This is a genomic window from Aliinostoc sp. HNIBRCY26 (assembly GCF_050235535.1).
GTDB lineage: Bacteria > Cyanobacteriota > Cyanobacteriia > Cyanobacteriales > Nostocaceae > Trichormus.
In genome coordinates, this window is sequence record NZ_CP189852.1 from 4489416 (window position 1) to 4505689 (window position 16274).

The 16274-nt window shown below is 41.5% G+C and carries 10 protein-coding genes; all 10 read right to left on the reverse strand.

Annotated elements, in window-relative coordinates:
• Position 1 precedes the first annotated feature (1 nt).
• Positions 2 to 571: an IS630 family transposase gene (locus ACQFX9_RS19070; RefSeq protein WP_427156769.1), complete on the reverse strand. Its 570-nt coding sequence runs from the start codon at positions 569 to 571 to the stop codon at positions 2 to 4.
• Positions 565 to 1062: a helix-turn-helix domain-containing protein gene (locus ACQFX9_RS19075; protein WP_427157690.1), complete on the reverse strand. Its 498-nt coding sequence runs from the start codon at positions 1060 to 1062 to the stop codon at positions 565 to 567. The genes ACQFX9_RS19070 and ACQFX9_RS19075 overlap by 7 nt, the downstream gene beginning before the upstream one ends.
• Before the next feature lie 108 nt (positions 1063 to 1170).
• Positions 1171 to 2505 carry an IS701 family transposase gene (locus tag ACQFX9_RS19080; protein WP_427156771.1) on the reverse strand — a complete coding sequence of 445 codons (1335 nt, stop codon included), beginning with the start codon at positions 2503 to 2505 and terminating at the stop codon, positions 1171 to 1173.
• Positions 2506 to 2510: 5 nt separating this feature from the next.
• Positions 2511 to 2930, reverse strand: coding sequence for a filamentous hemagglutinin N-terminal domain-containing protein (locus ACQFX9_RS19085; protein ID WP_427157691.1), 420 nt, complete (start codon positions 2928 to 2930; stop codon positions 2511 to 2513).
• A gap of 86 nt (positions 2931 to 3016) precedes the next feature.
• Positions 3017 to 5476, reverse strand: coding sequence for a filamentous hemagglutinin N-terminal domain-containing protein (locus tag ACQFX9_RS19090; protein WP_427157693.1), 2460 nt, complete (start codon positions 5474 to 5476; stop codon positions 3017 to 3019).
• Between the two features lie 74 nt (positions 5477 to 5550).
• Complete coding sequence (locus ACQFX9_RS19095) at positions 5551 to 7902, reverse strand: filamentous hemagglutinin N-terminal domain-containing protein (RefSeq protein ID WP_427157695.1); 2352 nt, start codon at positions 7900 to 7902, stop codon at positions 5551 to 5553.
• A gap of 305 nt (positions 7903 to 8207) precedes the next feature.
• Positions 8208 to 10670: a filamentous hemagglutinin N-terminal domain-containing protein gene (locus ACQFX9_RS19100; RefSeq protein WP_427157697.1), complete on the reverse strand. Its 2463-nt coding sequence runs from the start codon at positions 10668 to 10670 to the stop codon at positions 8208 to 8210.
• A gap of 88 nt (positions 10671 to 10758) precedes the next feature.
• Positions 10759 to 12450, reverse strand: coding sequence for a ShlB/FhaC/HecB family hemolysin secretion/activation protein (locus ACQFX9_RS19105; protein WP_427162943.1), 1692 nt, complete (start codon positions 12448 to 12450; stop codon positions 10759 to 10761).
• A 557-nt stretch (positions 12451 to 13007) separates the two neighbouring features.
• Positions 13008 to 15554 (reverse strand): PAS domain S-box protein, encoded by a 2547-nt coding sequence (locus tag ACQFX9_RS19110; RefSeq protein ID WP_427157699.1) that lies wholly within the window; start codon positions 15552 to 15554, stop codon positions 13008 to 13010.
• A 165-nt stretch (positions 15555 to 15719) separates the two neighbouring features.
• The gene (locus ACQFX9_RS19115; RefSeq protein WP_427157701.1) at positions 15720 to 16262 is read right to left on the reverse strand and encodes a hypothetical protein; all 543 of its coding nucleotides are present in this window, start codon (positions 16260 to 16262) and stop codon (positions 15720 to 15722) included.
• Positions 16263 to 16274: the final 12 nt, after the last annotated feature.

Consider the following 16274-nt stretch of genomic DNA (forward strand, 5'->3'; position numbering starts at 1 on the left):
TTTAATATGAAGCTGCATATAAAAGAGCTTCTAAAATAAAGTCATAAGAAGACACAGACATGACTTGTTCAAAAGTTAATTGGTCAAATAGCTGCTGAATGCGCTCACGTAAATCTTGTAAAGAAGAGAAAAGTACATTTTTGAGAGATTTTTTGAGAAATTGCCAAAGCCTCTCGATGGGATTAAGTTCGGGAGAATGAGATGGTTGTAGTAGAGGAATAATATTGTCTGGCCAACGAATCGTAGAACTAGTATGGGCAGGAGCTTGATCAATCTGTAAAATGGCGTAATCGGAGCCTAATTGTTCAGATAGCCAGTCTAAAAACTGCTGAAAATAGTCGCCATTGAGTTTGGGGTATTCATGCTGGAAATGCTTTCCAGTCAACGGTTCAATTGCACCATAAATCCAAAAATTTTCCCGCAGCCATTTCACCTCAACAGTAGGTTTAACTCCTCTAGCTGTAATTACTTTGCCTGTGAGGGTTTTGAGTCCCACTCTCGTTTCATCTTGACACAGGTAGCGCACAGTTTTACCTGGTGCTAGCAGTTGTTCGAGACTAACTATCAGCACACCGAGTTTTTTTTAAATTCGGCTCTGAGTTTTTCATCCTGCTGATAGCTTTGGGGTCGTGGTACTTTGAGTTTCGCTCCTAAACGATATCTCACCCAGTTATAGACTGTTCCATACTCGATATCCAATCCATGTTTGAGTTTCAACCACTCGACTATTGCTCCGTAACTGCTAAATCCTTCTCCTGTTTCCAACTCTTGCTTTAATGAAGCGATCGCCTCTTCAGTAATTTTTCGTTTTGCCCCTGGTGCTTTCTTCACTGCTAATAACTCAGACAATCCACCCCCTCTATACCTCTGTAACCATCTCGTCACCGTCGAAGTATCTCTGGCCAAGCGTTTTCCAATTTCTTGCTGCTCCTTTACCTGCCCACTCTTGAGCCACCACAACATCTGTAGCTTTTCTTTCTGGCTACCTTCACTGGCTGTTTGCAGGCGTTTTTTGAGTTCTTCTTCGCTCTCCACGATTTCTATCTTAAACGGGCGGCTCATAGGTCTGAGGACTTATCACATTTACCTCCCCCTATTATATGCAACTTCATATTAAATTGGTATAACCCCTCTTTTGTTACTTTAGGAAAAGAAAAATTGACAAGAGATTCAACTAGCAACAGAGAAACTGACTGGAGAAGCGCGAAAATCATTCATAAAGTCGATTAATTTCAAAAAGCAACGCTTCATACCAGGAATGTTAAATACTGTGAGCCAAGGTTGAATCAAACAGTAAAAAATATAGGGTTGAATGAGCAATCTAAGATTATTTAAAGCACTCTTCCATGTTATACCAGATTCCCAATTAGGATGTTGACTATATTGATAAATATTAAAGTCTATTGATGAAGGTGATTCTGAACTAGATGTTGATTGAGTTTGGGCATAAAGTTGAAAATAAGTAGCCTGAATGCTAACTAAAAGGTAAGCACTAAAAATGATTTCCCACCAGCGTTCAATACTTTCATAATCAGTCAGACGAAAATCAGCCCAACCCAGTTCATTTTTAACTTCTTTAAAACCATATTCAATCCAGTTTCTTAAACTATAAAGTTGCGCGACATTCAGTGACAAATCAGTTGATAAATTAGTCATGATGTACCAACTTTCATCTCCAGTGGGGTCGGGTGTATTAACTTTACTGATTTGGTAATATCTGATGCGGCGACGTTGACCAAAAATAATTTCTCTCAGGTAACGAGTTTCTAATTGACGATGTGAAAGCTTTTGCTCATAAGCTTTCCAACGATTATAACGTTTTCGGCTTCCTGGGGGCATTAACACTCCATGATTGGAGCGAATTGCTACGATAAACTCTAGTTCTAATTTTTCTAAACATCTAATTACATCTCCACTCTCACCATATAAACTATCTGCTAACACTAATTTAATTTTGAAACCCCATTCTTTCAACTCTTGAATAATCTCTACCGCTATTTGGGGTTTGCTCTTATATTTATCCCCTTCTTTTAAGCGATTTTTCGGTTTAAATATTTGGAATATTAAAGGATAAGTGATTCCATCTACTACACCATAAGCATTTACGGATACTATTCCATTCTCTGTTTTACCTAAGTTTCCAATATATTGCCTAGTCACATAATCTGTTGATTTTCCCTTTTTTTGATCTCCGGTTTCGTCAATACATAAAATTATTTCTCTTTCTCCAATAAACATTTTTGTTAACCATAGCCTTATTTCTCTTAATTTTTTGATATCCCACAGTGCATCTCTCAGGAAATGATGTAGTGTTTGGCTATCTTTTAGCCCCACTGTTTTAGCTATTTCTGGCAGAGTTTTTCTCTTAATTTCTGAAAGTATGCCCAAATGTAAGAATTTGAATGCTTCAAAATGCCTCACATCCTCAAATACTGAATAATAGTGCTGGCAATAGTTATCTATGAATGCCACTGTGCTTACTGGCTGTCTACGCGCTGTAACCATTCCTCTTACTTGCTTTGTCTGCTTTCTTCCTGATTATACTTTCCCCGTAGTAACAAAAGAGGGATAACAGGGTTGCTGCCTGCTGGAATAATCTGAATTTTGCCATCAATCTGAGAAATGTTACCACCAGTTACTCGACTAAATATGTTTGTAATATTTGTTGTATTGCTTAAATCAAATGTTGCCGAACCACCATTAGGAACGGAAAATTCACTAAAACTGTGAAATAAATTACTGCCTGCTCGACTACCATCAGTAATGGTAAATTGCTTTCCATCTTGGGTGACTTTGGTATTGAGGCTATTATCTGGAGTGATTTGAGCATGAGCATAGCCATTCCACAACAAGATGAATACCGAGGGTAGTAGCATTATGCCTGTGGAGATTCGAGTCACAAAATCTAAGCAGATAGATAATGTTTTCATTACATCGTCTCGATTTATACCCAGCTTATTATGCCCAGAATCCTCTAATTTTTAACATTTGTGATGAAAAAATATTCGTCAGCAAATTACTTTTGAGAAATAGCAGTACAGGGTAACGGTGATGGGTTGGGTGTAAGAGATGAAATGGCGACTAGTTCCACTTTACCTTGAGCGTTACGATGCCAAGAGGTAGCTTGAACAAGCAATTGTGGAGATTGAGATGTTTGTGCTTGTATTTGTGGTGTGTTTGGGAATGCAGATATATCACGAATATCTGACCAAGTGCGATCGCTCCTCACTCCCTGAGTAGGATTTTCTGGTATGCCACCCCTACCTGTAGCGATAAAACTACTACTAATCGCATCAGCACAACCTGTAGCAATTTGTTGCGATGGATCAGTCACATTCTCCGGTAATTCCACTAAACCGGAATTAGGGTCAACACCGACATTATTAATTTGAACAGTACCACTTAGCCCAAATTGGGAACTCGCACTGATATCATTTTCTGGGGTGAGTTCATTACGAAATTCTAAGCCCAATAAACCTTGAGTGGTAATTTGAATTTTGCCTCCATTGCCGGCAATGGCATTGGCAATAATATCACTGTTTTCTAGTCCGACAATTACGGGAGAAATAATAGTAATGTTGCCGCCATTACCATTATTTCCGGCTCTAGCACTGATGAGACTGTTGTGGCGCATCAGGAGAACATCTCCTACAGTCAGTCCCAGAGAACCGCCTTGCCCAGATGCAGCCGAAGTTCTAATTTGGCCTTGTTGCTCTAACAAGAGCGAGTCGGTTTGAATTTGTAAATATCCACCATTGCCACTACCTATATTTTCCGCCGCGATATAGCCCTCATTACTAACTTTAATGCTGGGAGAGATAATAGTTAAATTTCCGCCATTGCCACTAGGAAATGCTGACAAACCTCTATTTTGTAAATATCTGGGTCGAAATCTTTGCCCTGATGCAGTAATACGACTATGGTCTCGCAACACGGAATTAGAGCCATCAATTTCCACAGATTCACTAGCATAAATAGTTAAATCACCCGCATTACCAGTATCAGAAGTGCTAGCAGAAATTACACCAGATGCCCTCAGTATTAATTGTCTGGTATTAATATTTATCACACCGCCATCTCCCCCGAAAAAGGTTGATGTCGCAATAGCGGATGCTCCACCTGATCCTGGATTTTCACCGAATATGGAAATTGTGTCGGCGGTTATGTCAATATTACCGCCACTACCTCCTCCTTCAACCAGTGATGTAATTGCTCCTCCTTCTTTCACAAGTAAATCTTTAGTGGCGATCGCAATATTTCCACCCTTTCCGCTTCCTGGGAAAGATGGGCTACTAATGCTACTAGCACGAAAATTAATAGGAGAAAAACCTATAATTTGGATTGATTCTGCGGACTTGACGGTGATATTTCCACCTTGTCCGCCATTTGTATAGGTTGTAGATAAAATTCCGCCACCATCCTGCACAATCAACTGCCTAGCTGAAACCTCTATATTCGCTCCATATCCACTACTCAGATTTTCAGACAAAATTAAACTTGGATTTTTTTGTGGCAATACACTACTCATGGCTAATAAATCTGCGTTAATTTTGATGCTACCTGGGCGTTGCTGTCCCTGATGTTGAATAAATACACTGGAACTATTTTGAATGTGAATATCTTTTCCTTGAAGATGAATCGAACCTCCAGGATTACCACTTGTATCGATGAGAGCAGCGCGAGTGAGATAGATATCTGATAAACTTTGACCAGAATGATAGCCAAATTCCCAAGTAGGAGTATTAGTATTCAGATGAACTGTTCCTGCTGCCATGCTTCCCAGTTCAATATGTCCACTTTCAGCAATTAACACCCCTGCATCTAATTTAATACCATTACCCAGGAGGGCTAATGTTTGCCCTGGAAACAGGCGCAAACCACCAAGTTGCGGATCACGAGTCACTGGGGCTAAAAAATTGGGGGGGTGGAGAAGATTATGTCCTTGTCCTTGGACTTCAATGCTACCTGAATTTTGTCCTATCTGTAAGCCAATGGGTACGCTCATCGTAAGCAAAGAAGGTGTGGTTGTATTAGTGGTACTAAAGATAAAGCCATCGCTAAAGTTGATACTATCGGCTGTCGTTCCTACAAACGACCCACCAATATTTAATCTGGCATTGGGGCCAAAAATAATTCCATTGGGATTGAGCAAAAATAAATTGGCACTACCATTAGCTTGAATTAAACCATCAATCTGAGAAACACTACCGCCAGTGACACGACTAAAAATATTTTGGATATCGGAAGCATTGTCGAAGAAAGCAGAGCCATTGGAGGGAATTGAGAATTGCTCGAAACTGTGAAACAGATTATTGCCGACACGGTTGCCATGAGTAATAGTGACATGATTTAAACTTTCGGAGACATCTGTCCCAAGAGAACTATCGGGAATTACTTGAGCGTTAACACAACTGCTGCCAATAATGCTTATGAACATTCCGCCAACTAAACCAAAGCCAGTAAAAGTTACTTTCATCAACCCATTTCCATTTTCTACCCTGTAAGTAGTATTCCCAAAAGATGATTTTGCTAAACTGTTCGGATGTGTAACTAACTTTTGGGAATTGCTGCACAAGTTAAGGATAGTTGCGTCTGAGTAGAAGATATCTCTGCAACTAATTCAATTTTGCCTTGAGTGTTACGATGCCAAGAAGTGGCTTGAACAAGCAATTGTGGAGATTGAGATGTTTGTGCTTGTATTTGTGGTGTGTTGTAGAATGCAGATATACTGCGGATATCCGACCAAGTGCGATCGCTCCTCACTCCCTGAGTAGGATTTTCTGGTATGCCACCCCTACCTGTAGCAATAAAACTACTACTACTCGCATCAGCACAACCTGTAGCAATTTGTTGTGAGGGGTCAGTCACATTTTCTGGTAACTCTAATAAACCAGCGTTGGGGTCAACACCGATTGTATTGACCTGCACCGTACCACTCAAGCCAATTTCGGAACTGGCAGTGATATCGTTTTCTGCTGTGAGTTGATGCCTAAATTTTAGTCCCAATATACCCTGAGTTGTAATGTCAATATTGCCACCTTTACCTCTGACGGCATTAGCAACAATATCACTATTTTCTAACCCAACAATAATGGGTGCATGAATGGTGATATTGCCACCATTACCGATGGCATTGGATGTAGCGTTGATTACACTGCCATGACGCATCAATAGAGTGTTGGCATTAATGGCGATATCGCCACCCTCTCCCACCTGTGTTGCGGCTGTAATCGCACCTTGATTACCTAACATGATTGAGTCAGCGTTGACTTTAACTTTGCCTGCATTCCCTGTACCATCATTGCGGACGTTGATTAATCCACCATTGGCAACTTTTAATTGTGCGGTTGTAATGTGTACATCTCCACTATCACCAGTGAGAACTCTGGATGAACCAGCTTGTTGAACTGTTGATGATCCTACAAAACTGGGTATTAAAAAAGATAGACTTGGACTTCCAGACACTTCCAATGAATCTGAGGCACGAATAATCACATTACCAGCATCACCTCTAGCATAGGAAGAAGCCTCTACTCTTGCCCCATTGTGAACGGACAATCTAGCTGTGTTCACAATTAAGTTACCGGAATTCCCAACCGCTAGAGTTGAGGAACTTAAAGAGCTGGGTGCAAAACTAGTTGAAATTGTTTCCACACCAGCTAAGTGAATAGATTCTGTAGCATTAACTGTGACATCGCCAGCAGATCCTGTTCCTAGTGTTGAAGTTGTGACTACAGCACCACCAAGGATCAACAATTTGCTAGTGGAAACATTGACATTTCCACCTTTGCCAGATAGAAAAGTCAAGCCAGAAATACCACTGCGATTACTCGGTGTCTTTCCTACTCCTGCTACTTCAATACTTCTGGAGGCATTGATTTGAATATTACCTCCACCGACAGAAGATCCAGAATTGTTAGTCAGAATTATTCCCCCATTATTAGCAATCAGGTCTTGGGTAAATATTTCAATATTGCTTACCATACCTGTACCAGTAGCCCCAGCTCGGATGGCACTGGTGAGACTACCATTTTGATTATCACCAGTTACGGTGAGTAAGTTTGATGAGTGGACAGAAATCTTTCCTGGGGTTTGGGAATTGGTTGTGTTTTGAATTGATAAGCGAGAACCACCACTTAAGGAGATATCTGCACCCCACAGATGAATTTCACCCTTACCACCTGTGGAAATTATGGACTGATTCGATAAGTTAATCTTGCCAAAATCTGGAACTTCCTGATAACCCAACTGCCAACCCTGGGAATTAGGCGTTAAGCTGACAGTCCCCCCATTCACTGCACCCAACTCTATCCGGCCTTCGGGGGTGGAAATAGTCCGGCTGTCTGCAAAGATATTTCCACCCACAAGTGCGAAAGTTTTTCCTTGAAGGACTTGTAGTTGCTTTCCTGATTGAATTGTAATGTCCGCAGGATTTTGACCAAACTGTAGACCGATAGGTACGTTAATTGTTAATAATGGGGGTGTAGTGGTGTTAGTGGCACTAAAATTAAAGCCATCAGCAAATACTATGCTGTTGGCTGTTGTTCCGACAAATGAGCCTCCAATATTTAAACTTGCATCTTTACCGAAGATAATTCCCGCCGGATTAATTAAAAATAGACTTACAGGCTGCTGATTATTGAGGGTTTGAATCGCACCCTCAATTTGGGACGCTTTACCCCCAGTAACGCGACTAAAAATTGTGGTAATTTGGGGTGTACTTAAGAGATCAAATTTTGCCGAGCCGTTGGCGGGAACAGAAAATTCCCGAAAACTGTGAAAGAGATTTGTCCCTGCGGCACTACCGTTAGTAATGGTGAAGTGATTCCCGTCTTGAGTAACTTTGGTGTGGAAACTACCGTCTGGAGAGATTTGAGCATGAACGCAATTTTGACAGAACAATATTATTCCCCATGAGAATAGTATCGACACTGAGAATTTTTGAGCAGCCAATCTAAAGTCTATAGAAATTACTTTCATAGGATGGTTGTTAGTGTTTTTTTATACCCATATTATTTTTCCCTATTTGGTGGTGTTTCTCACTGGTGTCAGTGAAGAGTTCTTAAAGAATCATTGAGGAATTGATGTTTCTCTGGGGAAAATTTCCAACTTTTGGGGAAATTCGGTCATTTAATCGCGATAATCCGCCTCACACCAATTCATAAAAAATGTGATTCAAATGCAAACGCCAAAAGCTATGCTGAGTCTCATTTTCTTAATTTTGAATTTTGAATTTTGAATTTTGAATTGGTATCACAGGTTAATGGTGTGTGTTTTTGTGATGGGGATGAATTGGCTACTAACTGAATTTTGCCTTGAGAGTTACGATACCAAGTTGTCGCTTGGATTGGGATGTTTTGCTGTTGAGGTGGTAGGGTTGGTGCTGTGGTATGGAATGCAGAGATATCACGGATATCAGCCCAAGTGCGATCGCTCCTCACTTCCTGTGTGGGATTTTGCGGTATGCCACCCCGTCCTGTAGCCACAAAACTACTACCATTGGTATCAGAACAACCCGTGGCAACTTGTTGGGATGAATCAACTACATTTGTTGGCAATTGGATTAAACCTGCATTGGGATCAAAGCTAATGGTATTAACTTGCACCGTACCACTCACCCCAAACTGTGAACTGGCAGTAATATCATTTTCAGCAGTAATTTGGGGACGATATTCTAAGCCAATAATTGCTTGTGTGGTAATTTGAATATTGCCCCCACGTCCTTGAATGGCGTTGGCAATAATATCGCTGTTTTCCCAGCCAGTAATGATGGGTGCATTGATGTTGATATTACCCCCATCTCCCAAATTACCGGCTGTGGCAGTAATTTTGCTATCTTGACGCAGAAATAACAACTTGCCGACTTGTAAGTTGATATTGCCACCATTACCAGATTCCGTCTGTGCTTGAATTGAGCCTTGATTTTTTAACTGGATGCGATCGCTGGTAATGTTGAGAGTCCCGCCATTGCCAATACCTTGACTAGTAACGCTCACTGTGCCACCATCTGTCAGTATAAGATTAGGTGTATTAATACTCACATTACCGGCATTCGCTGTCAGTATATCTGGTAAATCGAATAATTGACGCAACTGGGGACTCAAACGGACGGCACTGGAATTAATGTTACTTTGATTGTTGGGACTACTACCACTAATGGCGATCGCTTCACTAGCATTGATATTGACATTGCCGCCATTCCCCATAAAGAACGCCGATGAACCAACTGTGCCACCCTCTAAAATTTGTAATCTAGCAGTATCTAGTGATAAATCCTGGGTATTGCCAGTGGCAAAAGCTGAGAGACTGATAGCACTATAAAGGCCAAAAGGGCTTTCACCCTTAACTGTAGTATTTTGATTGCGAATTGTGACTTTACCACCAGAGCCGCTAGCAAATGTTGCTGAAGATATCGAACCTCCATTGGTTAGTAATATATCGCCATTAACGAAGATATCACCAGCACTGCCAAAACTATAGGTGCTAGTAGAGATGTTAGTCACACCAAGCGGATAGGTGAGTGAATAGCCGGATAATTCAATTGTTCTGGCATCAACTTGGATATTCCCACCGGCAGCTTTTCCTGATGTGATGGTGTTTAATGCTGCTCCTTGGTGGAGGTTAAGCTGGGGTGTCACCACACTGATATTATTGCTAGCTCCCATCCCAAAAGCATCAACGCGTACTCCACTTCCTAGTATGCCATCGCTGCTCGTGCCAATTAAAGCGATCGTTTCTGAGGCTTGTAACCGAATATCGCCGCCAGGAAGATAGCCATAATTTTCCCCTAAAACTAACGAACCATCAGTAAAGCGAATGTTTTTCCCTTGAATATTAACGTCACCTGCATTAATACCACTAACATCTAATAGTGACTGTTGTGTGAGTTGAATATCACCCAAAGTTTGTCCAGAACTGTATCCCAGTGTATAACCTTGGGCGTTAGGGAGTAAATCAACTTGTCCTACACCATTGGTGCTTGTTAGTTCTATCCGTCCTTGTGGTGCAGTCAAGATTAATCCATGCAGTTGCAAATCACCACCTACTAAAGCCAAAGTTTTCCCCGGCTTAACTTGTAATTCCGTGGATTGAGGCAGTCGAGAAATCCTATAGCCATTATTGGTATATCCCTGTCCATTAGCGATGATAGATGCAGAATTGCTGCCCATTTGTAAGCCCATGGGAACATTAATCGTCAATACTGGGTTTTGTTGGGGATTGACTGCGCTAAATTCAGTCCCATCAGCAAATTTGATGCTATTGGCTGTTGTCGCAATAAAAGAACCACCAATATCTAATTTGGCATTTGCTCCAAAAACAATTCCACTAGGATTGAGCAAAAATAAATTAGCATTGCCGTTGGCTTTAATTAAACCGTCAATATGGGAAATATTGCCCCCAGTCACCCGACTGAAAATATTCTCTACATCTGAGGGATTGTTGAAGAAAGCAGAGCCGTTAGTGGGAATTGAAAATTGCTCGAAACTGTGAAACAGATTGTTACCGATTCGATTTCCGTTCGTGATTGTAAAGTCGTTGTCACTTTGATTAACGGTTGTTTTGAGGGTGGAATCTATGGTGACTTGAGCATAAGCAAAGCTGCACCGCAAGAGAATTTCACCTAACAAGATGACATTGATCCAATTCCAGCCAACAGAGGATGCTTTCATCGCTCAGGTTTCATCTACACATCTTTATTAGATTTCCCAAAAATATCTGGTGCAACATCATGAATATTTTGAGGAATATTTCCAGTTTTTAGAATGGTGAATACCTAACGGAGAAATACAAGCCATTTTCTTGGAGACTGCGTTTATCTCCTTCTACTGAGGTTAAGGGAATACCCCAATCTAGTCTGGTGGAGAAATGATCACCTTGCTTCCACAATAGTCCTAATCCAGTACCGATCAATGTACTTGGGGATGGATTTCTGCTGTTAGTATTCCAGCCTGTACCTACATCAATAAAAGGTGCAAGTTGTAATACTGTCTCTGATTTCGGAGTCCGATAGACGGGTAGGCGTAATTCTGCTGTTACTAATAAACCATTATCTGTCAGTAAGGTATCTTGACGATAACCCCGTACTGTTTGCTGTCCACCCAAACCAAATTGCTCTAAGGGGACGAGGGAAGTAGTAGCTAGTTGTAGATCGCCTCTAGCTAAAAATAGTGTGTCTGGTGCTAGTTGTCGCACCCATTGGGTTTGTCCCCGCCAACTGAAAAAGCGGCTATCTGGTTCATCTGCATTGACGTTTGTCCCTAGCCAATCTACACCCAAACTAAATTGCGATCGCGCCGCAAAAACTTCCTCATTGCTGCGTTGGGTGTACTCTTGGGTAAAGCGCAAGGCGGAAATATTGGTTCTACCTTCTGCATCCGCACCAGGAGATAGGGGAAATCCACCGATATTATCAAGACCTAATTCGGTTTGACTTTCTTGACGGGAAAATGATATTCCTACGGCTAATTCCTGGGTGGGTTTGAGAATCAATGGTTGACGATAGCCGATTTCGTAAGATTTAGTGTTTGATTGAATATCTAGAACGGTGAATGGTTCTTCAATCACACGATTCCAACCTTGATTAAAACTCAACGAGACAGCACCATTGTTAGCATTCACTGGCAGGTTGTAATTAAAGTTGAGGGTATTGCTACCGTCAGTATTAGTGTATGCTGCACTCAAAGTATCCCCGAAACCCAATAAATTCAATTCTTGGATTTCCACACCCCGCCGCAAACTACCGACACTAGGCGATCGCCCATTATCTAAAGTTGTAGTGAGTGAGAAGGTATCAGCTTCTTGAATTTCTACTTGCAGGATGTTAGTTCCAGGTGTGACACCCATCTGTAATTCGGCTGATAGGTTTTGAATGCGTGGATCAAGGCGTAGCAGTTGCAGTTTTTCTAGCAACTGTGGAACATTCAGGGGTTTAGCTGCACCCAAGCGGATGCGATCGCGAATGTATTGGGTACGTAATCGACGATTGCCCCTAACTTTAATTTCTGACAAACTACCTTCAATTACCTGAATTTTCACCACGCCAGATTCTATTGTTTGGGGTGTAATTACGGCCCCAGTGGTAACATAGCCTTGATCGGTGTAAAGCTTGGTAATGGCCTCTCTAACTTGCAATAGTTCTGCAAATGATACTTCTCTACCGACAAAGGGAGATGTAATCTTAGCAAACTCTTCTGGAGAAAAAACTGTACTCCCCACAACTTCAATCCGATCAACCTGAAATTTGGCGTTGGGATCTTCTGGGCTGGGAGTTGACTGATCGGGGGTTTCTACAGGCGGAAGTAATGGCTCTGGCTCGGATTGTGGTGGTAGTACATCCGATGGTAAATCGCGATCAGGAGTAGTAGTTGGTACGGAATTGCGATTGATAGTTTGAGCGATCGCTTGCTGCTCATTTCCCAAGGCAATAGCTATAAATAATACTATTGTTATGGGTTTTAATACAGAAATAATACTGACACTTTTATTGAAGATGTAGGTATTAAATACTGGTTTAAGAATATGGTTTTTTACTGTAAATCGGTTCACTGCCACCTGTCTCCTAAATCTACATAGGGTTAAAAAATTGTTGTTGCTGTAGTTAGGTATGATGTGCAGTGGTAAAAATACTTAAATAAAACACATTTATTGAGTCAAAAATAATATCTCTCAAAATAGAATTTATGTGTCCTATTCACGCAATCATCGCTACCTACCATACAGTAATTTTTCCCATTTATGTAGCAGAATGCTCAAATTTTTCAAAACTTGCGTAATGATTTGATTTTCATACTCTGACAGTGGAGGCAGGGGGTAATACCAATTCAAAATTCAAAATTCAAAATTCAAAATTAAGAAATCCAGATTTTACAAGGATTTCTGGCTCTGGATCTGTTTCATGATTTTAGTGAATTGGTATAAGAGGTAAGGGGCAGGGGGAGAAAAAGACGATTCCCAATGCCCGATGCCCAATGCCCAAAGATGGCTGAAATTTGTTGAAAAATACTTTTTTAGACAGGAAGAGGTAAGGTAAACCAGAAGGTTAAACCGCGCTTACGATGGCTAATTACGCCAATTTCGCCGCCGTGGGCTTGAATAATTTGGCGACAAAGATACATTTGTAAGCTGATGAGTGTGGAACAAGAAGCTTGGGGATCACGCACATACAAATCAAATAGGCGATCGCACTCTAGTTTACTGATACTGACACCGTTTTCTTGGATATAAGTGCGAATCATCCCGTTTTCTACTTTGGCCTTAACAGTAAATTGAAGTCCTGGGGGGTTATGTTGCAGGCTATGAGTAAACAAATTCAGTAAAACTTTCTGCAACTTGGGGATGTCAACCATCACCAAGGGTAAACTTGCAGGGAGTAGATTGTTGATACTTGCTTGATTTTGACACAATAAGGGTTGTAAATCGCGGATAATTCTGTCAAATAAATGGCTAAATTGCACCATTTCTGGTTGCAGAGTCATTCCTTGAGCTTCGCAAGTATGAATTTCTAATAATGAATCTAACATTCGCAATTGTCGTTCATTGCCTTGAATCATCCGTTCAATGATGGAGCTAGAAACGGGAATGGGGCATGGGGCATTGGGCATGGGGCATTGAGCATCGTCTTTTTCTCCCCCTGCTCCCTGCTCTCTGCCCCCTGCCTCCCCTCGCATTCCCAGAAGATTCTTTAAAACCATCAAGTTACCGATGACGGAAGTACGTAAATCGTGGGCGACGGTGTGTAATATTACATCTTTGACGCGTTGCATTTCTGCTAATTCCTGCATTTTTTGTTGCAGTTGGGCGGTGCGTTCTTCTACTTGTTGTTCGAGACTGGCGTTAAGGTCGGCTAATTCTTGGTAGAGTTTGACTTGTTGGATGGCGATCGCTAGTTGTTCTGAGATTTGTTGTAATAAATCAATTTCGATGGGTTGCCAATTGCGTGTCGTGGAACATTGGTTAGCTACCACTGCACCAAATAATTTGTCGCCGACAAAGATGGGGAGGGCTAGGGTGGCTTTGGTGTGAAATTGTTGATATATATGCCTTAATTGGGGTGATATCTCGATTTTACTGACATCTGCGACAGCACGCATCCGATTAGCTCTAAAAACGGTGCGTAATTCTTGCATATAACTATCGTCGCCGCTTTTCCAATCTAATACTGCTGGATATTGGGGATTGACTGATTCAGCAACAATTTTCGCGCCAAGTTTGGGATCATCAATCCCAATAAATACTCGGTCTGTTTGCAAAAATTGCCGAATTTCTGTGACAGTGGTTTGCAGAATTTCCTCTAAATTCAAGGAAGAACGAATTCTGACTAGGGTTTCAGCTAAAATGCGATCGCGGTGTGCAGCTAATTGTTGGGCTGTGATGTCATGGTTAATGGCGATTATGTGGGGAACACCATCTAAATCCATGACTTCGGCTGAAAGTGTTGAGGTAATGATTTCCCCAGATTTGCAACGAAATGGTAAAACCAGGTTGCGAACAGCCCCTTGGGTTTGTAATTGTTGAATTAATTTTAGGCGATCGCTCTCATCCACCCAAATATTTAATTCCCCGGCTGTACGACCGACCGCTTCCTGGCGTTCATAACCAGAGAGTTTGACAAAACTATCATTGACTTCTACGTAGCGTCCTTCCTGCAAGGTGCTGATAGTAATCGGGTCAGGACTGCAATTAAAGGCTTTGGCAAATTTTTGTGCCAAGTTTTGTAATGTGCTTTCTGCTTGTTTACGCTCCGTGATATCCCTGACAATTGCTAATACTTCATCATGACCACTCACTACTAACCGCGCCTCATAATCTCGCCAGCCGGGAGGGGTTGATAGTTGATATTCACAGGTTTGTAAATTGCCTGTATTTAGGGTTGTGTGAATCATTTCCTGACCAATAGCGGCGACATCACTGGGTAAAACCTCCTGTAAGTTTCGCCCAATGATTGCGTCTCGCGATAAAATCACATTTGCCTCATCACCTTTTAAATCAAGATATTCACCATCTCGACTGATGCGAAACATTAAATCAGGAATTGCATTCAAGATGGCTTGATACCGTCTTTCTGTCGCTTGTAATTGTAGTTGTGCTTGCTTACGGTCTGTAATATCCAAAATCAACCCATCCCACAACACATCACCGTTAGCTTGTAGTTCTAAGTGGGAGGTGCAGTCAAGCCATTTAATTTGACCACTAGGGGTGATGATGCGACCTTGCCAACACCATGGCTTCACAGTAGCATAGGCTACAGATATAGATTCTGTAAAACTATTGATGTCCTCTGGATAAAGCATATTAAATAATGCTTGCCAGTCAGCTTGGATGACTTCTGGTGCTAGTTCACACAGCTTTTGACTACCACCACTGACATATAAGACAAACCGAGAACCATCTGGTTTGCAGAGAAACCTAAAAATCACTCCTGGTAAATTGTCAGCAATTCTTTCTAACCAAGTGATTGTTTGCTGTGGACAATCTGTTGGAGTCGAGAATTTCAAGGTTTCATCCACTCTTTGACCCTTTCTTGTGCAAGTAACTGGTGTATGGTTAACGGTCATCTTAGCTTGCTATTTGCATTATTAATCACAACATCAAAACCCCGCCTTATTTCAGGTTAATTTGTGATGTGGCGATCGCATTCACCCAATTGGGTGAACAATGAGGGACTTCTCACGAGAAAAATATCTTGTTGCTTGGGTGAGCAGGGGAGCAGGGGAAAACAGTTAACTACACCCTTCCACATATTCAACTTCTGGTAGCTTACCTGCACGATACATAGTCACTCGCTTACCATCAGTCTCAAAGACTACTCTATAATTGCGATCGGCGCGGTCTTGAGGAACGAATGTGAGATAGTGTCCACCAGGGACGTAATTATGGGGTGAAACTTGAATTTGTCCTGGGTAGAGAGATTTGATGCGTGCTTCAGTATCACCGATTTTCGCGCCTCTAACGGTAGTAATTCGGCTTTTGTCGTAAACATCCACCCTCGCAATCCGATTTTCTGTCACCATGAAACCCAGATTTTTATATCCTTTAGGACTGACATAGTAACAACTGTTATTAGGCTTATCCCCTACCAAGCGCACACCAGCCGCTTGAGAGGCTTGAGAAACAGTCATCCCCACACGCACAGGGCCAATACCGTTGATTGAAACTTTTGATTGTGGTGTAAGTCTTGTTTGTGCTACTACTCCACCCACCGTCAAAGATGAAACAGCCAGGGTGAGAGTCGCTAAAGTCCAGAATTTAACTTTATTATTCATAGTCGGAAAAAA

Excerpts from the sequence above, each read along its gene's own strand:
- ACQFX9_RS19110 (WP_427157699.1), bottom strand. The coding sequence starts at position 15,554 with ATGACCGTTAACCATACACCAGTTACTTGCACAAGAAAGGGTCAAAGA.
- ACQFX9_RS19085 (WP_427157691.1), bottom strand. The coding sequence starts at position 2,930 with ATGAAAACATTATCTATCTGCTTAGATTTTGTGACTCGAATCTCCACA.
- ACQFX9_RS19075 (WP_427157690.1), bottom strand. The coding sequence starts at position 1,062 with ATGAGCCGCCCGTTTAAGATAGAAATCGTGGAGAGCGAAGAAGAACTC.
- ACQFX9_RS19115 (WP_427157701.1), bottom strand. The coding sequence starts at position 16,262 with ATGAATAATAAAGTTAAATTCTGGACTTTAGCGACTCTCACCCTGGCT.
- ACQFX9_RS19080 (WP_427156771.1), bottom strand. The coding sequence starts at position 2,505 with ATGGTTACAGCGCGTAGACAGCCAGTAAGCACAGTGGCATTCATAGAT.
- ACQFX9_RS19100 (WP_427157697.1), bottom strand. The coding sequence starts at position 10,670 with ATGAAAGCATCCTCTGTTGGCTGGAATTGGATCAATGTCATCTTGTTA.
- ACQFX9_RS19090 (WP_427157693.1), bottom strand. The coding sequence starts at position 5,476 with ATGAAAGTAACTTTTACTGGCTTTGGTTTAGTTGGCGGAATGTTCATA.